Origin of the sequence: Streptomyces sp. NPDC052396 (assembly GCF_044593195.1) — a bacterium.
Taxonomy (GTDB): Bacteria; Actinomycetota; Actinomycetes; order Streptomycetales; family Streptomycetaceae; genus Streptomyces.
The window spans coordinates 328,097-349,848 of record NZ_JBIUAW010000002.1 but is presented as its reverse complement, the minus strand read 5'-3'; the positions used below and the strand labels follow the sequence as shown (position 1 = coordinate 349,848).

The following is a 21,752-nucleotide window of genomic DNA, read 5'->3' as shown; positions in this document are numbered from 1 at the left end:
CATCCTTGCGCGGACGGCGAACAAGGAGCTCGGGGACGTCCTCTGGGTGCCCGGCGAGAACCGCTGACCTACGGCGCGCCCCGGCCCGGCTGGGGGTCCGGGGGTTATCCCCCGGAAAAATGCAGCATCCTTGCGCGGACGGCGAACAAGGAGCTCGGGGACGTGCTGTGGGTGCCCGGCGAGAACCGCTGAGCAGCCGGTCGGTCAGTTCCTCGCCCGCCTGGGCCAGATGGTGTAGCTGAGCGCGATCACCAGGTTGATGCCGATCACCAGCAGCATCTTCCCCTGCCAGGCCCGCAGCGAACTGGTGTCCCCGGAGCCGCCCACGTACCAGACGGCCGCCTGGAGCAGGGCCAGCGCGACGGTGGCGGCCAGCACCCACTGACCCGCCACCTTCCACTCGTGCACCGTCCGCGCGGCCCCGTACCTCGGTGGCTTCACCGGCGGCGGGCCGCCCGCGAAGCGGTGGGCGAAGCGCTGGTCCACCCAGGTCAGGGTGGCGTGGCCCAGGCCGGCCGAGTAGCCGATGTAGACCGCCGCCAGGCCGTGCTTCCAGTCGGCCGTGGCGCCTCCGCGCAGATCGACCGCGGTGGCGATGAGCAGCACCAGTTCCAGCACCGGTTCCAGCAGCAGCACCGCCGCCCCGGCCCGGGGCTTCCTGGCCAGATAGCGCAGGCTCAGACCGGCGGCCAGCAGCACCCAGAAGCCGGCCTCACAGATCACGATCAGCGTGACGATCACGGCACCGCCCCTCTCTCAGTCGCCTTCCTCCAGGCTCGCCGGTCATCCGGGGCCGGTCCTCGTCGGCCGAGAGGATTTCCGCCTGCATCCTTCGATGTACGGCCGCACCCGTGTGACGTGCTGAGATGGAGCCATGCCCGTCCGTCTGCCGCGTCGCCCCCGGGCCACCGACCTGCTGATCGCGGCCGCCGGACTGGCCGGCGGGCTGCTGCTGTACCTGCTGGGGCTGGTCAACGGCGGGCCGCTGGGCACCTCCCGGCGGCTGGCGCTGGTCTGGCTGCTGGTGATGGCCGGGGCCGAAGTCCTGCGCCGGAGCGCCCCGTTGGCCGCGCTCGCCCTGGGGACGGCGGTGCTGGCGCTCGATGTGACCACCGGCGGTCTGCTGGCCACCTGGGTGATGTACACCGACCTGGTCTACGCGGCGGTGCTCTACGGTTCGCCGGCCGCCGGCCGGGTCGTCCCGCGCCTCGCCGAGCTGGTCACCGTGCTGGGCACGCTGGTGGCCATCGCGCTGATCCGCCGGCCGCCGGCGGTGCTGATCGGGGTGACGCTGGGGGTGCTCACCGCCGTCCCCGCCTGGACCGGGGTGGGGGTGCGGCGGCACCGGGACGCCGCCGAGGCGGCCCTGCTCGCGGCCGAACGCACCGCGCTGCTGGCCGAGTTGGACCGGCGCGAGGCGGTGGGCGCGGAGCGCGCCCGGATGGCCCGCGAGCTGCATGATGTGATCGCCGGCCATCTGTCCGCCATCGCCCTGCACTCCACCGCGGCGCTGTCCATCGGCGAGGCGGCAGCCTCCCGGGAGGCGCTGGGGGTGATCCGGGAGAACAGTGTGCGGGGGCTGGCCGAGATGAAGCGCCTGATCGGGGTGTTGCGGCAGCCCGGGGACGAGGAGCCGGCCATCCGGCCCACCCTGGACGGCCTGGACGCGCTGCTGGCCCGGGCCCGGGCCGCCGTGGTGGACCGGCGGTTCCGCTTCGTCCTACGGGACGAGCGGGGAGCGGGCCCGCTGCCGGCGCCGGTGGAGCTGGCCGCGTACCGCATCGTCCAGGAGTCGCTCACCAACGCGGTCAAACACGCGGCGCCCGGCCCGGTGACGGTGGCCCTCCTCGGCGGCGACGGCCGGCTGACCGTCCGGGTCACCAGTGCGCTGGGCGCCATGAACGGACCCCGGGCACCGGGCGCCGGTGCCGGGCTGACCGGCATGCGTGAGCGGGTCGCCCTGGTGGGCGGCTCGCTCACGGCCGGACCCGCCGGCGGCCGGTGGCGGGTCCAGGCGGAACTGCCGCTGGCCGATGAGGGATTGCCGGGCGGGTGAGGGCGCCCGCCGTGTCACGCCGGCGGTACAGCGACCGCGAGGAGCGCGCCCCCGGTGGGGCGTCGTGGAAGGAGAGACCCGATGAACGACATCCGTGTCCTGGTAGCCGATGACCAAGCGGCCGTCCGCTCGGGACTGGTGCTGATCCTGCGCTCGGCCCCCGGCATCGAGGTGGCCGGTGAGGCCGCGGACGGCGAGGAGGCCATCCGCCTCACCCGGCGGCTGCGCCCCGATCTGGTGCTGATGGACGTCCGGATGCCGCGGCTGGACGGCGTCTCGGCGACCCGGGTGATCACCTCCGAGCAGCTGGCGGACGTGCTGGTCCTGACCACCTTCGACCTCGATGAGTATGTCTTCGGGGCGCTGCGGGCCGGCGCGGCCGGCTTTCTGCTGAAGAACGCCGAGGCCGCCGAACTGGTGGCGGCGGTACGGACGGTGGCGCGCGGCGAGGGCCTGATCTCCCCCGCGGTGACCCGCCGGCTGATCGCCGAGTTCGCCCGGCGCGCCCCGGCTCCCCCGGCCCGGGCCACGGTGCTGGACGCGCTGACGCCCCGGGAACGCCAGGTGCTGGCCGCACTGGGCGAGGGACTGTCCAACGCGGAGGTCGGCGCACGGCTGGGCATGGCCGAGGCCACGGTGAAGACGCATGTCAGCCGGCTGCTGCCCAAGCTCGGGCTGCGCAGCAGGGTGCAAGCGGCGGTGCTGGCCCAGGAGTTGGGTATGGTCCAGACCTCTTGACCGTTGGTACAGACCTTTTTACGCTCCCTTCACCGCATGGTTGAACCCGCACCCCCCGGCATCCACTCGCTCAACCGGCGGCGCACAGGTCACGGAACCCCCACCTACTCCCCACCATCCGGACCTCTTCAAGGAGCACCCTTGAACCTCAGAATCCCCGCGGCTTTCGCCGCGTTCCTGCTGCCCGCCGCGGCGCTTGTCGGCCTCGCCGCGCCGGCCCATGGCCAAAGCGGCCCGCCCCGCCTCAAGGACGGCCCGGCCGCCACCGCCACCTTCGCCAGGACCTCCGACTGGGGCACCGGTTACCAGGGGCAGTGGACGGTCAAGAACACCGGCAGCACCACCCTCAACGGCTGGACGGTGGAGTGGGATCTGCCCGCCACCACCACCGTGGGCGCCTACTGGGACGCCCTGGTCACCGGTTCCGGCTCGCACTACAGCGCCAAGAACCGTGAGTACAACGGCACTCTGGCGCCCGGCGCCAGCGTCAGCTTCGGCTTTGTCGCCTCGGGTGCCGGCGCCCCGTCCGGCTGCAAGCTCAACGGCGGCTCCTGCGACGGCTCTTCCACCGGCACCCCGCCCAGCGCCCCGGGCCGGCCGGAGTCCACCGCGATCAGCGCCACCAGCATCTCGCTGAAGTGGGCGGCGGCCACCGACACCAAGGGAATCAAGGACTACGACGTCTACCGGGGCACCATCAAGGTCGCCACGGTGGCCGAACTCGCCTACACCGACAGCGGGCTGACCCCGGACACCGAGTACAGCTATACGGTGGTGGCCCGCGATCTCGACGACCGGACCGGACCGGCGAGCCCGGCGGCCGCCTTCCGCACCACCAGGAGCGGTTCCGACCAGCCGCCCTCCACACCCGGCACCCCACAGGCCACCGCCGTCACCGACACCTCGATAACTCTCGGCTGGACGGCCGCATCCGCGGACAAGGGCATCAAGAACTACGACATCTACCGGGGCACCACCAAGGTGGGCACCACCGCCCAAACCACCTATAACGACACCGGGTTGACCCCCGGCACCGACTACACCTACACCGTGCTGGCCCGGGACAACGCCGGCCAGACCGGCCCGGCCAGCGCCGCGCTGACGGTACGGACCACCGGCGGCCAGGGGCAGCCGGGCGGATTCTCCAAGATCGGCTACTTTGTCCAGTGGGGCATCTACGGCCGGGGATACACGGTGAAGTCCCTGGACACCACGGGCGCGGCGGCCAAGCTCACCCAGCTCAACTACGCCTTCTCCAATATCGATCCCAACAACCTCACCTGTCTCAATGGCGTCACCAAGGCCACCAGCTCCAACCCGGAGGACCCCAGCCAGGGTGATGGCGCCGGGGATTCCTGGGCGGACTACGAGAAGGGCTTCGGCGCCGGTGATGCGGTGGACGGCGTGGCCGACACCTGGGACCAGCCGCTGGCCGGCAACTTCAACCAGCTGAAGAAGCTCAAGGCCAAGTACCCCCGGCTCCGGACGCTGATCTCGATCGGCGGCTGGACCTACAGCAAGTACTTCTCCGATGTCGCCAGGACCGACGCCTCCCGGCAGAAGTTTGTGAAGTCCTGTATCGACATGTACATCAAGGGCAATCTGCCGGTCAGCAACGGCCGCGGCGGCGACGGGACCGCGGCCGGGGTGTTCGACGGCTTTGACATCGACTGGGAGTGGCCCGGCTCGGACGGCCACCCCGGCAACCATGTCTCCAAGGACGACAAGGCCAACAACACCCTGCTGTTCGCCGAGTTCCGCAAGCAGCTGGACGCGCTGAGCGCCACCACCGGCAAGAAGTACCTGCTGTCGGCCTTCACTCCGGCCGACCCGGCGAAGCTCGCGGCCGGCTGGGAGATCACCGCCGGCAAGCCCAATGTCTTCGACTCCATGGACTACGCCAATGTCCAGGGCTATGACTTCCATGGCTCCGGCAGCGACAACAGCTGGGAGCCCAAGCGCACCGGGCACCAGGGGAACCTCTACCAGGACCCCAAGGACCCCGGTACCACCAAGTTCAGTGTGGCGAACACCGTCCAGACCTATCTGGACGCCGGGGTCGACCCCCGGAAGCTGGCTCTGGGGCTGGCCTTCTACGGCCGGGGCTGGCAGCAGGTGGCGGACGGCGGCGCGCATGGCGCCTGGCAGCAGGCCAATGGGGCCGCACCGGGGCAGTTCCCGGAGGAGTCCGGGACCCGGGGCTATGACAACCTGATCGCTTCCGTCCCGGACCTGACCGTCTACCACGATGAACAGGCGGTCGCCACCTATGGGTTCACCGGTGACAACGGCCAGTGGTGGACCTTCGACGACGCCTGGTCCATCGCCAAGAAGACCGCCTGGCTGAAGTCCAAGGGCCTGGGCGGGGCGATGATCTGGGAGATGTCCGGGGACAGCGGCACGCTGATGACCGCGCTGGACAACGGACTGCGGTAGTCACCACCTGGGGTCCGGGGCCAGGCCCCGGGCCCCTACGCCACGTTCACTCGCTGCCCGGGCGGCGCCGCCTCCAGCCAGGCCAGGAAGCCGGTGAGCGCGTCCTCGCTCATCGCCAGCTCCAGGCGCGTGCCGCGGTGCAGACAGACCAGCACCACCGCGTCGGACAGCAGCGCCAGTTCCTCCTCGCCATGCGGCATCCGCCGCTCCCGCACCTCGATACAGGCGCGTTCCAGTACCCGGCGCGGCCGGGGGGCGTAGGAGAACACCCGGAACCACTCGATCCGGTCACCGTTGTAGCGGGCGACGCCGTACACCCAGCCCTTGCCCGCCGGATCGGCCGGCTCCTCGGGAACGTTCCAGCGCAGGCTGCAGTCGAAGGTGCCGCCCGACCGCTGGATGAGCCGCCGGCGCAGGCCGAAGACAAACAGACCCAGCAGAACCAGCAGCACGACGATGCCGCTCACCAGCAGAGCGAGGACCATCACCACCGACCTCCTCGCATGATCCAGAGCAACCGCACCTGTATTGCCTCAGCCGCGGACCGCTCTGGATTGTTCCAGGCGGCCCGCGGCTGAGGGATGTTCTTGGTCCAGTCCCGGGCTAGTGAACGCCCGTGACCGCACGCAGCCGGACGGACGCGCGTCGCTCGGCGGCCGCGTCGGCATCCGACTTGGCACGGTCCAGCGCCCGCTCCGCGCGCTGGACGTCGATCTCGTCCGCCAGCTCCGCGACCTCCGCGAGCAGCGAGAGCTTGTCGTCCGCGAAGGAGATGAACCCGCCGTGCACCGCGGCGACGACGGCGCCGCCGTCCGTGGTCCGGATGGTCACCGGGCCGGACTCCAGCACACCGAGCAGCGGCTGGTGGCCGGGCATGACGCCGATGTCACCCGATGTGGTACGCGCGATGACCAGGGTGGCCTTGCCGGACCAGACGCTCCGGTCCGCCGCGACCAGCTCGACGTGCAGCTCAGCAGCCAACGTGGCTCCTCGGGTTGGACACCTGCCGGGCAGGCAGGCGTTGGGTCAAAGAATAGGGGACGTACGGACCGGGGGCGGGGCCGCCCCGCCCCCGGCCGTCAGAGCACAAGGCTCAGGAGACGCCCAGCTCCTTGGCGTTGTTCTTCAGGTCCTCAAGACCACCGCACATGAAGAACGCCTGCTCCGGGAAGTGGTCGAACTCACCGTCGCAGATGGCGTTGAACGCCGCGATGGACTCGTCCAGCGGGACGTCCGAACCGTCGACACCGGTGAACTGCTTCGCCGCGTGGGTGTTCTGCGACAGGAAGCGCTCCACCCGGCGGGCACGGTGCACGACCAGCTTGTCCTCTTCGCCGAGCTCGTCGATGCCGAGGATGGCGATGATGTCCTGGAGGTCCTTGTACTTCTGCAGGATCCCGATGACGCGGCGAGCGGCCTCGTAGTGGTCCTGCGCGATGTAACGCGGGTCCAGGATGCGGGAGGTGGAGTCCAGCGGGTCCACCGCCGGGTAGATGCCCTTCTCCGAGATCGGACGGGAGAGCACCGTGGTGGCGTCCAGGTGGGCGAAGGTGGTCGCCGGAGCCGGGTCGGTCAGGTCGTCCGCGGGGACGTAGATCGCCTGCATCGAGGTGATCGAGTGACCACGGGTCGAGGTGATGCGCTCCTGGAGGAGACCCATCTCGTCGGCCAGGTTCGGCTGGTAGCCCACCGCGGAGGGCATCCGGCCGAGCAGGGTCGACACCTCGGAACCGGCCTGGGTGAAGCGGAAGATGTTGTCGATGAAGAACAGCACGTCCTGCTTCTGCACATCGCGGAAGTACTCCGCCATGGTCAGACCGGCCAGGGCCACGCGCAGACGGGTGCCCGGGGGCTCGTCCATCTGACCGAAGACCAGCGCGGTCTTGTCCAGAACGCCCGACTCTTCCATTTCCTGGATGAGGTCGTTGCCCTCACGGGTGCGCTCACCGACGCCGGCGAACACGGAAACACCTTCGTGCAGCTTCGCCACACGCATGATCATTTCCTGGATCAGCACGGTCTTGCCGACACCGGCACCACCGAACAGACCGATCTTTCCACCCTTGACATACGGGGTGAGCAGGTCGACGACCTTCAGACCGGTCTCGAACATCTCGGTCTTGGACTCGAGCTGGTCGAACGCCGGGGCCTTGCGGTGGATGGACCAGCGCTCGGTGACCTCGGCCTCGGCCTCGGGGTCATTGAGGATGCGGCCCAGGGTGTTGAACACCCGGCCCTTGGTGACATCGCCGACCGGCACGGTGATGCCCTCACCGGTGTCGGTCACCGCGGCCTGGCGGACCAGGCCGTCGGTGGGCTCCATGGAGATGGCGCGCACCAGGCCCTCGCCCAGGTGCTGCGCGACCTCCAGGGTCAGGGTCTTCTTCTTGCCGGCCTCGGCCGGGTCGGAGACCTCGACGGTCAGCGCGTTGTAGATCTCCGGCATCGCGTCGACGGGGAACTCCACGTCGACGACGGGGCCGATGACCCGTGCGACGCGGCCCGCCGCAGCAGCCGTCTCAACAGTGGTGGTCATTTATCGGTCACTCCCCGCGGTCGCGTCGGCCAGGGCACTCGCGCCACCGACGATCTCGCTGATTTCCTGGGTGATGTCGGCCTGTCGGGCCGCGTTGGCAAGCCGCTTGAGCGACTTGATGAGCTCTTCCGCGTTGTCGGTCGCGGACTTCATCGCCCGGCGGCGGGCCGCGTGCTCGGAAGCCGCGGCCTGCAGCAGCGCGTTGTAGACCCGGGACTCGACATAGCGCGGCAGCAGCGCGTCGAGCACGCCCTCGTCCGACGGCTCGAAGTCGAACAGCGGAAGGATCTTGTCCTTCGCCGTCTCGGTCTCTTCCTCCGTCGCCTCCAGGCTGAGCGGCAGCAGCCGCTTCTCGACCGGGTTCTGCGTCATCATCGACACAAACTCCGTGAAGACGATGTGCAGTTCGTCCACGCCGCCCTCGGCCGTGTCCGTCAGGACGGCCTGGATCAGCGGGTCGGCCACCTTCTTGGCATCGGCGTAGGTCGGGCTGTCCGTGAAGCCGGTCCAGCTGTCCACCACCGGACGCTCACGGAACCCGTAGTACGACACGCCCTTGCGGCCGATGATGTAGTGGACGACCTCCTTGCCCTCCGCGCGCAGCCGCTCGGTGAGCTTGTCCGCCGCCTTGATGGCGTTGGAGGAGTAGCCGCCGGCCAGACCACGGTCGCTCGTGACGAGCAGGACCGCGGCCCGGACCGGGTTCTCCGCCTCGGTCGTCAGCGGGTGCTTGGTGTTCGACCCGGTGGCAACCGCGGTCACTGCCCGGGTGAGCTCACTGGCGTACGGAGTGGACGCGGCCACCTGGCGCTGTGCCTTGACGATGCGCGAGGCGGCGATCATCTCCATCGCCTTGGTGATCTTCTTGGTCGCGGAGACGGACTTGATCCGCCTCTTGTAGACCCGGAGCTGGGCACCCATGCTCAGCCCTCGCCCAGCAGCTTGCCGCCCGACGTCTCGAACCGCTGCTTGAAGGACTCCACCGCGTCGCCCAGGGCCTGCAGCGTGTCGTCGGACATCTTGCCGCCCTCGACGATGCTGGTCATCAGGCCCTTGTGGCTCTGGTGCAGGAAGTCGAGCAGCTCACGCTCGAAGCGACGGATGTCCTCGACCGGAACGTCGTCCATCTTGCCGGTGGTGCCGGCCCAGATGGAGACGACCTGGTCCTCGGTGGCGTACGGGGCGTACTGGGTCTGCTTCAGCAGCTCGACCATGCGCTTGCCGCGCTCCAGGGCCGCCTTGGAGGCCGCGTCCAGGTCGGAACCGAAGGCGGCGAACGCCTCCAGCTCACGGAACTGGGCGAGGTCCACACGCAGTCGGCCGGAGACCTGGCGCATGGCCTTGTGCTGGGCGGAGCCACCGACTCGGGACACCGAGATACCGACGTTCAGCGCCGGGCGCTGGCCCGCGTTGAACAGGTCGGACTCCAGGAAGCACTGGCCGTCGGTGATGGAGATGACGTTGGTCGGGATGAACGCCGAGACGTCGTTGGCCTTGGTCTCGACGATCGGCAGACCGGTCATGGAACCGGCGCCCATCTCGTCGGAGAGCTTGGCGCAGCGCTCCAGCAGACGGGAGTGCAGGTAGAAGACGTCGCCCGGGTAGGCCTCACGGCCCGGCGGACGGCGCAGCAGCAGCGAGACGGCACGGTAGGCGTCGGCCTGCTTGGACAGGTCGTCGAAGACGATCAGGACGTGCTTGCCCTGGTACATCCAGTGCTGGCCGATGGCGGAACCGGTGTAGGGGGCCAGGTACTTGAAGCCCGCCGGGTCGGACGCCGGAGCCGCGACGATGGTCGTGTACTCCAGGGCGCCGGCCTCCTCCAGGGCGCCGCGGACCGCGGCGATGGTGGAGCCCTTCTGGCCGATGGCGACGTAGATGCAGCGGACCTGCTTGTTGGGGTCGCCGGTGCGCCAGTTGGCACGCTGGTTGATGATCGTGTCGATCGCCAGGGCGGTCTTGCCGGTCTGGCGGTCGCCGATGATCAGCTGACGCTGGCCACGGCCGATCGGGGTCATCGCGTCGACGGCCTTGTAGCCCGTCTCCATCGGCTCGTGGACCGACTTGCGGACCATGACGCCGGGCGCCTGCAGTTCGAGGGCGCGGCGGCCCTCGGTCTTGATCTCGCCGAGGCCGTCGATCGGGTTGCCCAGCGGGTCGACGACGCGGCCGAGGTAGCCCTCGCCCACACCGACGGAGAGCACCTCACCGGTGCGCTGCACCGGCTGGCCCTCCTCGATGCCGCTGAACTCACCGAGGACGACCGCACCGATCTCGCGCTCCTCGAGGTTGAGGGCGAGGCCGAGGGTGCCGTCCTCGAACTTCAGCAGTTCGTTCGCCATGGCCGAGGGAAGGCCCTCGACCTTCGCGATGCCGTCGCCGGCAACGCTGACCGTACCGACCTCCTCGCGCGAGGCCGCGTCCGGCTTGTACGCCTGGACAAAGTTCTCCAGCGCGTCCCGGATCTCCTCCGGCCGGATCGTGAGCTCCGCCATCTGGGTTCCCTGCTCTCCTTGTTGGGCCCGAAGTATTTCTTGCCTGCGGGGCACTGTGTCCCATCAGCGGCTGGCGCCGCGTGACCCGCAGGACGGCCCAACTCGGGCCGTCAGTACTGCTCTTGAGTTGGTGGCTGGTCAGCCGGCCATCCGCCGGCCCGCTTCGGCGAGCCGTTCGGCGATGGCACCGTTGATGACCTCGTCGCCGATCCGCACCTGGACACCACCGAGGATCTCGGGGTCCACGTCCAGGTTGAGGTGGACGCGGCGTCCGTAGAGCCCGGCCAGGGCGTCGCCGAGGCGCTGCTTCTGGACGTCGCTCAGCGGCACCGCCGAGGTGACCACCGCGACCATCCGGTCCCGGCGCTCCGCCGCCAGCTTGGAGAGGGCGGTGAGGCCCGCTTCCAGGCTACGGCCTCGCGGGGCGGTGACCAGTCGGACGACCAGGCGCTCGGTGACCGGGTGCGCCTTGCCGCCCAGCAGGCTGTGCAGCAGCTGCGCCTTGGCGGCCCGGGCGGCCACCTTGTCGGTCAGCGCGGCACGCAGGGCGGAGTCCGAGCCGACGATCCGGCTGAAGCGGAACAGCTCGTCCTCGACGTCGTCCAGGGCACCGGCCCGCTGTGCGGCCACCAGCTCGGCGCTCGCGGCCAGTTCCTCCAGCGCGTCCACCAGGTCGCGCGAGGAGGACCAGCGGGACCGGACCAGACCGGACACCAGCTCGGCGCACTCCTCGCCGACCTGACCGCTCAGCAGGCGGGTGGCCAGCTGGGCCTTGGCCTCGCCGGCCTGCGCCGGGTCGGTGAGGACCCGGCGCAGCGACACCTCGCGGTCGAGCAGCGCGGTGACGGCGGCAAGGTCCTGGGCGAGCTTCTCGGCGTCGACGGCGGTGTTGTCCGCCAGCGCGTTGAAGCTCTCGCGTGCGGAAGCCAGGGCTTCGCGGCTCGCTCCGTTCACCGGCCGGCCTCCGTCTTCTGCTCGGCCGCCTTGGACTCCAGGGCGTCCAGGAAGCGGTCGATGGTGCGACCCTGCACGGCGGAGTCCGTGACGGACTCGCCGACGATCCGGCCGGCCAGGTCCATCGCCAGCTGGCCGACGTCCTGACGGAGCGTGGCCGCGGCGACCTGGCGGTCGGCCTCGATCTGGGCATGACCGGCAGCGATGATCTCCTCACGCTGCCGCTGGCCCTCGGCCCGCATCTCGGCGATCAGCGCGACGCCCTGCTCCTGCGCCTCCTGGCGCAGCCGCGCGGCCTCGTGGCGGGCGTCGGCGAGCTGGGCCCGGTAGTCCTCGAGCGCCTGCTGAGCCTCGTCCTGGGCTGCCTTGGCCTTCTCCATGCCGCCCTCGATGGCCGCCCGGCGCTCGTCCAGAACCCGGTTGAGGTTCGGGAGGAGCTTCTTGCCGAGGAACAGGAAGACGATGAGGAAGGCGATAAGGCCGATGACAAGCTCTGGGATCGGCGGGAGGAGCGGGTTCTCCGCTTCCTCGGCCGCCCGGATGACCAGGGCGTTCACATCAGTGCCTTTCGTCGAAAAGGGTGGTCGATGGGCTTACTTGAAGACGAAGCCCATGACGATGCCGATCAGGGCGAGCGCCTCACAGAAGGCGAAGCCCATGATCTGGTTGGTGCGGATCAGACCGGCCGCCTCGGGCTGACGGGCCAGGGCCTGGGTGCCGTTGCCGAAGATGATGCCGACGCCGACGCCGGGGCCGATGGCGGCGAGGCCGTAGCCGATGGCGCTGGCGCTGCCGGTGAAGGCCTTGTCGGAGGCGAGGTTGACCATGTCGAGAGCAGCGGACATGCCGTTACTTCCTTCTCTTTCACGGACCGATGGGGGTTGGCCACCGGACGTTAGGGGTTGAACTGGGGCGGGACGGGGGTGCTCAGTGGTGCTCGGAGAGCGCGCCCTGGATGTAGCTGGTGGCCAGGAGGACGAAGATGTACGCCTGGACGGCCTGGATGAAGAGCTCGAAGGCGGTCATCGCGATCGTCATCAGGAACGACGCGCCCGCGTAGGCGATGCCGATGCCGTTCAGCAGGTACCAGCTGGCGATGGTGAACATCACGATCAGCAGGTGGCCGGCGAACATGTTGGCGAAGAGCCGGACCGCGTGAGTGAAGGGCCGGATGATCAGGTTCGACAGGGCCTCGATCACCACGATGAGCGGCAGAACCCAGCCCAGCTCCTTGTTGTAGCCGGTGATGTTCTTCCAGCCACCGACGAAGCCGTGCTTCCGGAAGGTCAGGCTGACCCACATGATGTAGACGATCGCGGCCAGGCCGGCGGGGTAGGCGATGATCGACGTCACGGGGAACTGGGCGACCGGAATGATCGACCAGAGGTTCATGATCCAGACGAAGAAGAACAGCGAGACCATGAAGGGGACGTACTTCTCGCCCACTCGCTTGCCGAGCGCCTCGTAGACGATGCCGCGGCGCACGAAGTCGTAACCGGCTTCACCGACCATCTGCAGCTTGCCCGGCACCACCTTGGCCCGGCCGAAGGCCGCCCAGAAGAAGCCGACGACCACCAGAGAGCCCAACAGAGCCAGCAGCATGGGCTTGTTGAACTCGACCCCGCCGATGGTGAACAGCGGGTCGAAGACAAACGAGTGGAGCCCTGGGGCCGGGAAGCCGCACCCGTTGAAGATGTGGCAATCGGTCTCGAAGGCGAGCATCTGGTCAGCACTCACCGCGAGCTCCTTCAGCGTGGCGCATAGGTACGGCAACCTCGTTGTGTCGGCGCGGCATGCAGCCACGGAACGGCACTGGACTGGTCTTACGGATGGGGGTGCGGCAGGTCGGCCGGTGGCCGAAAGGCATCACGGGCATCAGCTGCGCCGACGTCCGGCTCTCGTCCGTAAAAATCGGGGATCCGGTCATCCGCGTCCGCTGCACCTCAGATGGCACCGGACGATAGCAGGTGAGCACGCGCCCATTTATCTCGGCCCTACCCCTCATGAGGGGGAGCCGCTGGGCGTGGGCTTCTTGGCGTCCGCGGACTGCGGGTCCACGTAGAAGATCTTCGCCTTCATCCAGGCGCGTGCCTGAGCGGCGATCCAGGTCAGCGTCGCGGCCAGCAACGAGAAGGCGAAGGCCTTGGAGTTGAAGAGCGTGGTGCCCTTGAACACCATCAGGAACACCGCGACAAACAGGAACTGGGTCATGTACAGCAGCAGACCCATGGCCTGGAAGAGCTGCGGGAACTGCTTGGCCGACCGCTGCAGGCCGAGCAGCCCCCCGCCCATCACCAGGAGGGTCAGCAGGAGGCCTACGGCGGAACCGATGGCCCCCTTGCCTCCGGCGAGTGCGAAACCTACGGCAATGGCGACAACGCCGACAGCAGCTGTCGGCACGGCGCACTGAACCGGCATTCGGGCGTCGTTGGCCTGCATGAAGGGTCTCTCCGGCGGAGTTGGAAGCAACGATTCGTCGGGGACGAGGGTATCCCGGGCGCACGAAGGGACTCGTGACCGAAGGGCCGTCGCACTACGGTCCTTCGTTCAGCCACCGGGTTTAGTGAACGGTATCACAAACTATTTGATGAGGTCTTTACCTATATCGTGTGCCGCCCATCACACGCAAGAGTGAAGCCACCCGACCTTGGCCTGACGGGCGGCCCAGCCTCTGGTACGAGCCCCGGCGCGGGCTACCCGTCGGCCTTGCGCACCGAGGCGAAGCGCTGCCGCTCCCCCACCGCGGTGCAGCCGTGCAGCCCCATCTCGGTGGCGGCCTCGTCGGCCGGCGTCGGCTCGGACGGGGTGTGCTCCTGGGGCGCCCTGCGGCGGTAGCGCGGCGGGACCGCCCACTGCGCCCAGATGGGCACCCGGGGGGTGAACCGGGGCATCAGCAGCAGCACCAGGCCCACCGCGCTGAAGGCCACCACCAGCAGCAACAGCCACCCGCTGCCCGAGTGGACCGAGTAGGCCACCGTGCCAAAGGCGATCAGCGCCGACCAGAAGTACATGATCAGCACCGCGCGGCTGTGCGAGTGCCCGATCTGCAGCAGCCGGTGATGCAGATGCCCGCGGTCCGCCGCGAACGGGGACTGGCCGTTCCAGGTGCGCCGCACCACCGCCAGCACCAGGTCGGCGGCCGGCACCGCGATCACCGTCAGCGGCAGCAGCAGCGGGATGTAGACCGGCACCATGCTCTGGGTGGTGGCCCGCTCGGAGCCGGTGAACAGGCTTATCGCGTCCGGGTCCAGCTGGCCGGTGATGGAGATGGCGCCCGCCGCCATCACCAGCCCGATGAGCATCGAGCCCGAGTCGCCCATAAAGATACGTGCGGGATGCATGTTGTGTGGCAGGAAGCCCAGGCACATGCCCATCAGCACAATGGCGAACAGCGCGGCCGGGGCGGCCGACTCCACGTTGTGGCCGTACCAGAGGCGGTAGGCGTACAGGAAGAACGCGGCCGCGGCGATGCACACCATGCCCGAGGCCAGGCCGTCCAGGCCGTCCACGAAATTCACCGCGTTGATGGTGATGACCACCAGGGCGACGGTCAGCAGGGTGCCCTGCATCGGGGTCAGCGCCACCGTGCCCACCCCGGGCAGCGGCAGCCACAGGATGGTCAGGCCCTGGAGCACCATCACACCCGCGGCGATCATCTGGCCGCCCAGCTTCACCAGGGCGTCCACGCCCCACTTGTCGTCCAGCACACCCAGCAGCCAGATCAGCCCGGCGCCGGAGAGCAGGGCCCGCGGCTCATTGGAGGACTGGAAGACCGGCTTGAGGCTGGAGAGGTGCGCGGCCACCAGCAGTCCCGCGCACAGCCCGCCGAACATCGCGATGCCGCCGAGCCGTGGGGTGGGTTCGCGGTGCACATCACGCGCACGGATCTCCGGCATGGCACCGGCCACGATCGCGAACTTCCGAACCGGGCCGGTCAGCAGGTAGGTGACCGCCGCGGTGACACACAGCGTCAGCAGGTATTCACGCACGGGCCGCCCCAGGGTTCTCGCTGGACATCACAGCCCACCACCATAAGCGCGCACACCGGTATCACGTGAATGCGGATAACGACGTTCACCACCCCCCGGCGGTTGCGTCCGGTCAGGACCGTACAGGGTGCGGCGGAAAGCGTCGCACCAGCTCCGCCACCTCCGCACGGACCCCCTCGGTGCCGCGCAGCGCGGCCCCCAGCAGCGCCGCCACCCGGGCCATCTCGGGCTCGCCCATGCCCTGGGTGGTGATGGCCGCGGTGCCCAGCCGCAGCCCCCTGGTGGCCCCGTGGGCGGCCAGGCCACAGGTGTCCAGCACGATGCCCGCGGCGGCCAGCCGGCCGCGGGCGGCGGTGGCCTCCAGGCCCAGCGGGGCCACATCGGCGGTGATCAGATGGGTGTCGGTGCCGCCGGTGGCGATGGCCAGGCCCTGCTCGGCCAGCGCGGCGGCCAGTGTCCGGGCGTTGCGCACCACCTGGTGCGCATAGCCGGCGAAGGCCGGGGTGGCGGCCTCGCCGAAGGCCACCGCCTTGGCGGCCACCGTGTGCATCTGGGCGCCGCCCTGGGTGAACGGGAAGACCGCCCGGTCGATCCGCTCCGCCAGCCGCTGCCCGCACAGCAGCATCCCGCCGCGCGGCCCGCGCAGCACCTTGTGGGTGGTGGCGCACACCACGTCGGCGTAGGGCACCGGATTGGGCGCCGCTCCCCCGGCGACCAGGCCGATGGGGTGCGCGGCGTCCACGATCAGCCGGGCGTCCACCTCGTCGGCGATCTCCCGGAAGAGGGCGTAGTCCAGGTGCCGGGGGTAGGAGATCGAGCCGCAGACAATGGCCCGGGGCCGCTGTTCACGGGCCAGGGCGCGCAGCCGGTCGTAGTCGATCAGGCCGGTGTGCCGGTCCACCCCGTAGCCGGTGAACTGGAACCAGCGGCCGGAGAAGTTGGCGGGCGAGCCATGGGTGAGGTGCCCGCCCTCCCGCAGTCCCATGGCCAGCACCCGGTCCCCGGGCCGGAGCAGCGCGGCATAGGCGGCCAGCACCGCGGCGGAGCCGGAGTGCGGCTGGACATTGGCGTGTTCGGCGCCGAACAGGGCCCTGGCCCGCTCCACCGCGATGCGCTCGGCCTGGTCGACCACCTCGCAGCCGCCGTGGTGGCGGTGGCCGGGATAGCCCTCGGCGTACTTGTTGGCCAGCGGGGACCCCAGGGCGGCCAGCACCGCGGGGGAGGTGAAGTTCTCGGCGGCGATCAGCTGGAGGCCGGAGGACTGCCGGGCCTCCTCGCCGAGCAGCACATCAGCGACCTCGGGGTCCTGTCTGACCAGTGCCTCGAAGCCCGGCCCCCGGCCGGGAACCGTGACGGAGACGTCGGCCGCGGTGGCGGCCCTGACCGGAGCGGGAGTGACGGGCATCGTGGGCTCCGATGCGTCGGCGCGTCAAAAGGGGTGTTCACCACCCAATGTAGGCCCGTGGCCGGGCGTATGCAGCGCCTACGCCGGAGCGGGGACGCCGGTGAGCGCCGTCACCACCGGGTCCAGCGCCTGGTTGATCTCATCGCCGATGGAGCGGAAGAAGGTGATCGGGGCGCCATAGGGGTCGTGCACCTCGTCGGCCTCCGCGTCCGGGGCCAGCAGCCAGCCGCGCAGCGCGGCGGCCGCCTGCACCAGGGCCCGGGCGCGCTCGACCATCCCGCCCGGGTGTTCCGGGTCGGGCAGGGTGGCCGGGTCGATGGCCCGTACCAGCCGGGTGAACTCCTTGAGGGTGAAGGTGCGCAGGCCCGCCGAGTGCCCCATGGAGATGACCTGGGCGCGGTGGTCGCGGGTGGCGGTGAGCACCAGGTCGGCCCGGATGACGTGCTCGTCCAGCAGCTCCCGGCCGGTGAAGCCATGGGCGTCGGCGCCGAAGTCGGCCAGCACGGTGGCCGCGTGCGCCTCCATGGGCGCTCCCTCATGCCCCCAGGTCCCGGCACTCTCCACCAGCAGGCCGCCGGCCAGGGGGTCGCCCAGGCGCTCGCTGAGGGCATGGCGGGTCAGCCGCTCGGTGATCGGCGAGCGGCAGACGTTGCCGGTGCTGACGTGGAGGATGCGGAAGGTGTCGGTGGTCTGCTCCGGTCCCGCTATGCCACGCCCCTGCGGGGCGATCAACTGGCCACCTCGAGCTCGGGTACCACCTCGCGGAGCTGCTCGGCGCTGATGGCGCCGGCGCGCAGCAGAACGGGCACCTTGCCGGTGACGTCCACGATGGAGGACGGCACATCGGCCGGGGTGGCGCCGCCGTCCAGGTAGACGGAGACCGAGTCGCCCAGCATCTCCTGGGCGGCGTCACAGGTCTGCGGGGCCGGGTGGCCGGTGAGGTTGGCGCTGGAGACGGCCATCGGCCCGAACTCGGTGAGCAGTTCGATGGCGACCGGGTGCAGCGGCATCCGCACCGCCACGGTGCCCCGGGTCTCGCCCAGGTCCCAGGTCAGCGAGGGCTGGTGGTTGGCGACCAGGGTGAGCGCGCCCGGCCAGAAGGCGTCCACCAGTTCCCAGGCCTGCTCGGAGAAGTCGGTGACCAGGCCGTGCAGGGTGTTGGGGGAGCCGACCAGGACCGGCGAGGGCATACCCCGGCCCCGGCCCTTGGCCTGCAGCAGGTCGCCCACGGCCTCGCGGCTGAAGGCGTCCGCACCGATGCCGTACACGGTGTCGGTGGGCAGCACGACCAGCTCGCCGCGGCGGACCGCGGCGGCCGCTTCGCGCAGACCGGTCTTGCGGTCGGTCGCGTCGCTGCAGTCGTAACGCCGTGCCATCTCTAGCCAACCTCCTCGTACGGGATGAATGTCTGTGCTGCCGCTGCCGTTCTCACGGCATCGCCTTTCGCGCGGTCGCGAACCGGGGCCGGTTGTTCAGGTCCGGGTGGTCGGCCGCGTCGGCCCAGCCGCGCTCCTCGGTGAAGATCCACGGCACCTGGCCGCCCTGGGTGTCGGCGTGCTCGATGACCACCACGCCGCCGGGGCGCAGCAGGCGGTGGGCGGTGCGCTCCAGGCCCCGGATGGTGTCCAGGCCGTCCTCGCCGGAGAACAGCGCCAGCTCCGGGTCGTGGTCGCGGGCCTCGGGGGCGACGTACTCCCACTCGGTGAGCGGGATGTACGGGGGGTTGCTGATGACCAGGTCGACCTGTCCGTCCAGCTCGGGGAGCGCCTGGAGGGCGTCCTGGTGGTGCAGCTGCACCCGGGAGCCCTCGATGTTCTTGCGCGCCCAGGCCAGCGCCCCCTCGTCCAGCTCCACGGCGTGCACCCGGGACCGGGGCACCTCCTGGGCCAGGGCCAGGGCGATGGCGCCGGAGCCGGTGCACAGGTCGACGATCAGCGGCTCCACCACGTCCATGGCGCGTACCGCGTCTATGGCCCAGCCGACCACCGACTCGGTTTCCGGCCGGGGCACGAACACTCCCGGGCCCACCTGGAGCTCCAGGTAGCGGAAGAACGCCCGGCCGGTGATGTGCTGAAGGGGTTCGCGGGCCTCGCGGCGGGCGATGACCTCCCAGTAGCGGGCGTCGAAGTCGGCGTCCGCCACCTGGTGCAGTGCACCGCGTTTGACGCCGTGCACCCAGGCGGCGAGCTCCTCCGCGTCGAAGCGCGGGGAGGGTACGCCGGCGTCGGCCAGCCGCTGGGTGGCCTGTGCCACCTCGGCGAGCAGCAGGTTCACTGGGCCTTCCTCCTGTTGCGCTCCATGACCAACGTGCGGGCGTTACTGGGCGGCCGCGAGCTTGGCCGCCGAGTCGGCGTCCACGCACGCCTGGATCACCGCGTCCAGGTCGCCGTCGAGCACCTGGTCCAAGTTGTACGCCTTGAAGCCCACCCGGTGGTCCGAGATCCGGTTTTCCGGGAAGTTGTACGTCCGGATCTTCTCGGAGCGGTCCACGGTACGGACCTGGCTGCGGCGCGCGTCGGCGGCCTCGGCCTCGGCCTTCTCCTGCGCGGCGGCCAGCAGCCGGGAGCGCAGGATGCGCATCGCCTGCTCCTTGTTCTGCAGCTGGCTCTTCTCGTTCTGGCAGGACGCGACCACCCCGGTGGGCAGGTGGGTGATGCGCACCGCGGAGTCGGTGGTGTTGACCGACTGGCCGCCGGGGCCGGACGAGCGGTAGACGTCGATCCGCAGGTCGTTGGGGTTGATCTCGACGTCGATCTCCTCGGCCTCCGGCGTGACCAGCACACCGGCCGCGGAGGTGTGGATGCGGCCCTGGGACTCGGTGGCGGGCACCCGCTGGACGCGGTGCACCCCGCCCTCGTACTTCAGCCGGGCCCAGACGCCCTGGCCGGGCTCGGTGGCGCCGTTGCCGCCCTTGGTCTTCACCGCGACCTGGACGTCCTTGTAGCCGCCCAGCTCGGACTCGGTGGCGTCGATGATCTCGGTCTTCCAGCCGACCCGCTCGGCGTAGCGCAGATACATCCGCAGCAGGTCGCCGGCGAACAGAGCGGACTCGTCGCCGCCCGCGCCGGCCTTGACCTCCAGGATGACGTCCTTGTCGTCGCTGGGGTCGCGCGGGACCAGCAGCAGGCGCAGTCGCTCGGTGAGTTCCTCGCGCTGCTTCTCCAGCTCCTTGACCTCGGCGGCGAAGTCCGGGTCGGCGGCGGCGAACTCGCGGGCGGTCTCGATGTCGTCGCCGGTCCGCTTCCAGGACCGGTAGACGGAGACGATCGGGGTCAGCTCCGCATAGCGCTTGTTGAGCTTGCGGGCATTGGCCTGGTCCGCGTGCACGGCGGGGTCGGCGAGCCGCTTCTCGAGGTCGGCGTGCTCACCGGTGAGTTCCTCGACTGCCTCGAACATCAAGATTCCCTAAGCGAAAGGACTGGACGGACCTGCTGGACGACAAAGCGCCGGTCCGGCCACCTCCCGTTGCACGAGGGGCGGCCGACCGGCGCCTGCGGGTCGCTACTTCTTGGCCGACCCGGCGTTCTTGCCGAAGCGGGCCTCGAACCGCGCCACACGGCCACCGGTGTCGAGGATCTTCTGCTTGCCCGTGTAGAACGGGTGGCACTCGGAGCAGATTTCGGCGCGGACGGTGCCGCCGGAGATCGTGCTACGGGTGGTGAACGAGGCGCCACAGGTGCAGCTGACCTGGGTCTCGACGTACTCCGGGTGGATGTCGCGCTTCAAGGGATTCTCCTAGGTTCGGGAGGGCTCCGGGTCGTACAGCGGGATTGCCGGACGTGAACCGGGGCCGACGTACCAGTTTGCCAGTACTGGCCGCGTCCCCCAAAACGGGGGGTGGCCCGCCGGTATTCCCGGCGGTGCTCCCGGCCGGTTCCGGCTACTTCACCACGCCGTCCGCTTCCGTCTTGGTGCCCGCGCCGTCCTTGAGCGCGGCGTCCGGAATGGGCTTGTCGTCGTGCAGCGCCTGCCAGACCTGCTTGGCGGCGGACGGGATGGGGGCGACCCGGTTGGGGTCGATGGGGTCGGCGGCCACCGGCAGCGTCACCATGTGCATATCGCTGCTGCCGATGCCCTTGAGCCCGTTGGCGAAGCCCAGCAGCTTGTTCACCGAGGCCAGGTCGGAGTCGGTGGTCAGGGCGCTGGTGGCGGTGTCGGCGAGGCCGTAGAGCTTGGTGGGGCTGGTGAACAGGCCCACCGACTTCACCCGCTCGATCAGGGCCTTGATGAACGCCTGCTGGAGCTTGATCCGGCCCAGGTCGCTGCCGTCGCCCACGCCGTGCCGGGTGCGCACCAGGCCCAGCGACTGCTCGCCGTCGAGGGTGTGGGTGCCGGCCGCCAGGTCCAGGTGGCTCTTGTTGTCGTGGATGGCCTTGGTGGTGGTCACCGGTACGCCGCCCAGCTTGTCGATGAGCTTCTTGAAGCCGGTGAAGTCCACTTCCAGGTAGTGGTCCATGCGGATACCGGTCATCGACTCGACCGTCTTGACCGCGCAGACCGCGCCGCCCACCGAGTAGGCGTCGTTGAACTGGGCCCGCCTGGTGGCCGGGACGACCTTGCCGCCGGGGCCCTTGCACTCGGGGCGGGGAACCATGGTGTCCCGCGGGATGCTGACCACGCTGGCCTGCTTGTGACCCGCGTAGACGTGGACGATCATCGCGGTGTCGGAGCGGGCGCTGCCCTCGTCGGCCCCGTACTCGTCATTGGCGCCGGCCCGGGAGTCGGAGCCGAGGACCAGGATGTCCTCCGAGCCGTTGTCGACGTTCTCCGGCCGGTCGGTGCCCAGCGCGGCATTGATGTCCACGCCATGGATGTTGCCGTTGAGCTTGAAGTAGACGAAGCCGAGTCCGCCTCCGCCCAGGACGACCAGCGCGGCGGCCGTCCACAGGGTTATTCGCCAGCCCTTGCGGCGGACCGGGGGCTTGCGCCTGCGGCCGCGAGACCGGCCGGCCCGACGGCGCGAGTCGGCCCGCGTGCTCCTGCTGTCGTCAGCCATACGCTCTTCAGTCCTCCGCTGATTTGCTGCTGCCCCCTGCCGCCTCGGTCATTCGGGCGGATGTTCGCCAGCTCAGACGGCGGGGTCTGCGACAGGGTTGCACAGCGGAAGGTGAGGACTTTCTTAAGAACGGCCCGCGCCCCGACG

At 69.9% G+C, this 21,752-nt stretch carries 22 protein-coding genes; 3 read left to right on the top strand and 19 right to left on the bottom strand.

The window, feature by feature from the left end; all coding sequences use genetic code 11:
- Window positions 1-204 precede the first annotated feature (204 nt).
- Window positions 205-741 carry a hypothetical protein gene (locus tag ACIHFE_RS06655; protein WP_400104704.1) on the bottom strand — a complete coding sequence of 179 codons (537 nt, stop codon included), beginning with the start codon at window positions 739-741 and terminating at the stop codon, window positions 205-207.
- A gap of 133 nt (window positions 742-874) precedes the next feature.
- Between ACIHFE_RS06655 and ACIHFE_RS06650 the strand changes: the two genes are divergently transcribed.
- The 3 genes from ACIHFE_RS06650 (at window position 875) to ACIHFE_RS06640 (ending at window position 5,230) form a co-directional block, all read left to right on the top strand.
- Complete coding sequence (locus tag ACIHFE_RS06650; RefSeq protein WP_400104703.1) at window positions 875-2,056, top strand: sensor histidine kinase; 1,182 nt, start codon at window positions 875-877, stop codon at window positions 2,054-2,056.
- A gap of 81 nt (window positions 2,057-2,137) precedes the next feature.
- Window positions 2,138-2,794 (top strand): response regulator, encoded by a 657-nt coding sequence (locus tag ACIHFE_RS06645; protein ID WP_400104702.1) that lies wholly within the window; start codon window positions 2,138-2,140, stop codon window positions 2,792-2,794.
- 36 nt (window positions 2,795-2,830) lie between these two features.
- Window positions 2,831-5,230, top strand: coding sequence for a glycosyl hydrolase family 18 protein (locus ACIHFE_RS06640; protein WP_400104701.1), 2,400 nt, complete (start codon window positions 2,831-2,833; stop codon window positions 5,228-5,230).
- Window positions 5,231-5,265: 35 nt separating this feature from the next.
- On the opposite strand, the gene ACIHFE_RS06635 is transcribed toward ACIHFE_RS06640, so the two are convergent.
- From ACIHFE_RS06635 to ACIHFE_RS06550, 18 genes are all read right to left on the bottom strand, one after another.
- Window positions 5,266-5,715, bottom strand: a complete 450-nt coding sequence (locus tag ACIHFE_RS06635) for a DUF2550 domain-containing protein (protein ID WP_400104700.1) — start codon at window positions 5,713-5,715, stop codon at window positions 5,266-5,268.
- Window positions 5,716-5,833: 118 nt separating this feature from the next.
- Window positions 5,834-6,211 carry a F0F1 ATP synthase subunit epsilon gene (locus tag ACIHFE_RS06630; protein ID WP_400104699.1) on the bottom strand — a complete coding sequence of 126 codons (378 nt, stop codon included), beginning with the start codon at window positions 6,209-6,211 and terminating at the stop codon, window positions 5,834-5,836.
- A 112-nt stretch (window positions 6,212-6,323) separates the two neighbouring features.
- Window positions 6,324-7,766 carry a F0F1 ATP synthase subunit beta gene (gene atpD / locus ACIHFE_RS06625; RefSeq protein ID WP_400104698.1) on the bottom strand — a complete coding sequence of 481 codons (1,443 nt, stop codon included), beginning with the start codon at window positions 7,764-7,766 and terminating at the stop codon, window positions 6,324-6,326.
- Window positions 7,767-8,687, bottom strand: a complete 921-nt coding sequence (locus ACIHFE_RS06620; protein ID WP_400104697.1) for a F0F1 ATP synthase subunit gamma — start codon at window positions 8,685-8,687, stop codon at window positions 7,767-7,769.
- Window positions 8,688-8,689: 2 nt separating this feature from the next.
- The gene (gene atpA / locus ACIHFE_RS06615) at window positions 8,690-10,261 is read right to left on the bottom strand and encodes a F0F1 ATP synthase subunit alpha (RefSeq protein ID WP_400104696.1); all 1,572 of its coding nucleotides are present in this window, start codon (window positions 10,259-10,261) and stop codon (window positions 8,690-8,692) included.
- Between the two features lie 138 nt (window positions 10,262-10,399).
- Complete coding sequence (locus ACIHFE_RS06610) at window positions 10,400-11,215, bottom strand: F0F1 ATP synthase subunit delta (protein WP_400104695.1); 816 nt, start codon at window positions 11,213-11,215, stop codon at window positions 10,400-10,402.
- Window positions 11,212-11,772, bottom strand: coding sequence for a F0F1 ATP synthase subunit B (locus ACIHFE_RS06605; protein WP_400104694.1), 561 nt, complete (start codon window positions 11,770-11,772; stop codon window positions 11,212-11,214). The genes ACIHFE_RS06610 and ACIHFE_RS06605 overlap by 4 nt, the downstream gene beginning before the upstream one ends.
- A 36-nt stretch (window positions 11,773-11,808) precedes the next feature.
- Complete coding sequence (gene atpE, locus ACIHFE_RS06600) at window positions 11,809-12,060, bottom strand: ATP synthase F0 subunit C (RefSeq protein WP_193553496.1); 252 nt, start codon at window positions 12,058-12,060, stop codon at window positions 11,809-11,811.
- 82 nt (window positions 12,061-12,142) lie between these two features.
- Entirely contained in the window at window positions 12,143-12,937 is a 795-nt protein-coding gene (gene atpB, locus ACIHFE_RS06595) for a F0F1 ATP synthase subunit A (protein ID WP_400105026.1), read from the bottom strand.
- A gap of 279 nt (window positions 12,938-13,216) precedes the next feature.
- A complete protein-coding gene (locus ACIHFE_RS06590) occupies window positions 13,217-13,654 on the bottom strand; it encodes a hypothetical protein (protein WP_400104693.1) in 438 nt (145 codons plus the stop codon).
- 254 nt (window positions 13,655-13,908) lie between these two features.
- The gene (locus ACIHFE_RS06585) at window positions 13,909-15,204 is read right to left on the bottom strand and encodes an MraY family glycosyltransferase (protein WP_400104692.1); all 1,296 of its coding nucleotides are present in this window, start codon (window positions 15,202-15,204) and stop codon (window positions 13,909-13,911) included.
- Between the two features lie 112 nt (window positions 15,205-15,316).
- Window positions 15,317-16,609, bottom strand: coding sequence for a serine hydroxymethyltransferase (gene glyA / locus ACIHFE_RS06580; protein ID WP_400104691.1), 1,293 nt, complete (start codon window positions 16,607-16,609; stop codon window positions 15,317-15,319).
- 78 nt (window positions 16,610-16,687) lie between these two features.
- Window positions 16,688-17,341 (bottom strand): protein-tyrosine-phosphatase, encoded by a 654-nt coding sequence (locus ACIHFE_RS06575; protein WP_400104690.1) that lies wholly within the window; start codon window positions 17,339-17,341, stop codon window positions 16,688-16,690.
- Entirely contained in the window at window positions 17,338-17,985 is a 648-nt protein-coding gene (locus ACIHFE_RS06570; RefSeq protein ID WP_400104689.1) for an L-threonylcarbamoyladenylate synthase, read from the bottom strand. The genes ACIHFE_RS06575 and ACIHFE_RS06570 overlap by 4 nt, the downstream gene beginning before the upstream one ends.
- Window positions 17,986-18,037: 52 nt before the next feature.
- Window positions 18,038-18,883, bottom strand: coding sequence for a peptide chain release factor N(5)-glutamine methyltransferase (prmC, locus tag ACIHFE_RS06565; RefSeq protein WP_400104688.1), 846 nt, complete (start codon window positions 18,881-18,883; stop codon window positions 18,038-18,040).
- Window positions 18,884-18,925: 42 nt separating this feature from the next.
- Window positions 18,926-20,005: a peptide chain release factor 1 gene (gene prfA / locus ACIHFE_RS06560; protein WP_400104687.1), complete on the bottom strand. Its 1,080-nt coding sequence runs from the start codon at window positions 20,003-20,005 to the stop codon at window positions 18,926-18,928.
- A gap of 105 nt (window positions 20,006-20,110) precedes the next feature.
- Entirely contained in the window at window positions 20,111-20,335 is a 225-nt protein-coding gene (gene rpmE / locus ACIHFE_RS06555; protein ID WP_400104686.1) for a 50S ribosomal protein L31, read from the bottom strand.
- A 154-nt stretch (window positions 20,336-20,489) separates the two neighbouring features.
- Entirely contained in the window at window positions 20,490-21,605 is a 1,116-nt protein-coding gene (locus tag ACIHFE_RS06550) for an LCP family protein (protein WP_400104685.1), read from the bottom strand.
- Between the last annotated feature and the right edge of the window lie 147 nt (window positions 21,606-21,752).

Bases quoted from the DNA above. Each gene is read 5' to 3' on its own strand.
- ACIHFE_RS06650 (WP_400104703.1), top strand. From the start codon at position 875: ATGCCCGTCCGTCTGCCGCGTCGCCCCCGGGCCACCGACCTGCTGATC.
- atpA (WP_400104696.1), bottom strand. From the start codon at position 10,261: ATGGCGGAGCTCACGATCCGGCCGGAGGAGATCCGGGACGCGCTGGAG.
- glyA (WP_400104691.1), bottom strand. From the start codon at position 16,609: ATGCCCGTCACTCCCGCTCCGGTCAGGGCCGCCACCGCGGCCGACGTC.
- atpB (WP_400105026.1), bottom strand. From the start codon at position 12,937: ATGCTCGCCTTCGAGACCGATTGCCACATCTTCAACGGGTGCGGCTTC.
- ACIHFE_RS06550 (WP_400104685.1), bottom strand. From the start codon at position 21,605: ATGGCTGACGACAGCAGGAGCACGCGGGCCGACTCGCGCCGTCGGGCC.
- ACIHFE_RS06635 (WP_400104700.1), bottom strand. From the start codon at position 5,715: ATGGTCCTCGCTCTGCTGGTGAGCGGCATCGTCGTGCTGCTGGTTCTG.
- ACIHFE_RS06620 (WP_400104697.1), bottom strand. From the start codon at position 8,687: ATGGGTGCCCAGCTCCGGGTCTACAAGAGGCGGATCAAGTCCGTCTCC.
- ACIHFE_RS06590 (WP_400104693.1), bottom strand. From the start codon at position 13,654: ATGCAGGCCAACGACGCCCGAATGCCGGTTCAGTGCGCCGTGCCGACA.
- atpE (WP_193553496.1), bottom strand. From the start codon at position 12,060: ATGTCCGCTGCTCTCGACATGGTCAACCTCGCCTCCGACAAGGCCTTC.
- prfA (WP_400104687.1), bottom strand. From the start codon at position 20,005: ATGTTCGAGGCAGTCGAGGAACTCACCGGTGAGCACGCCGACCTCGAG.
- atpD (WP_400104698.1), bottom strand. From the start codon at position 7,766: ATGACCACCACTGTTGAGACGGCTGCTGCGGCGGGCCGCGTCGCACGG.
- ACIHFE_RS06640 (WP_400104701.1), top strand. From the start codon at position 2,831: ATGGTTGAACCCGCACCCCCCGGCATCCACTCGCTCAACCGGCGGCGC.
- ACIHFE_RS06645 (WP_400104702.1), top strand. From the start codon at position 2,138: ATGAACGACATCCGTGTCCTGGTAGCCGATGACCAAGCGGCCGTCCGC.
- ACIHFE_RS06570 (WP_400104689.1), bottom strand. From the start codon at position 17,985: ATGGCACGGCGTTACGACTGCAGCGACGCGACCGACCGCAAGACCGGT.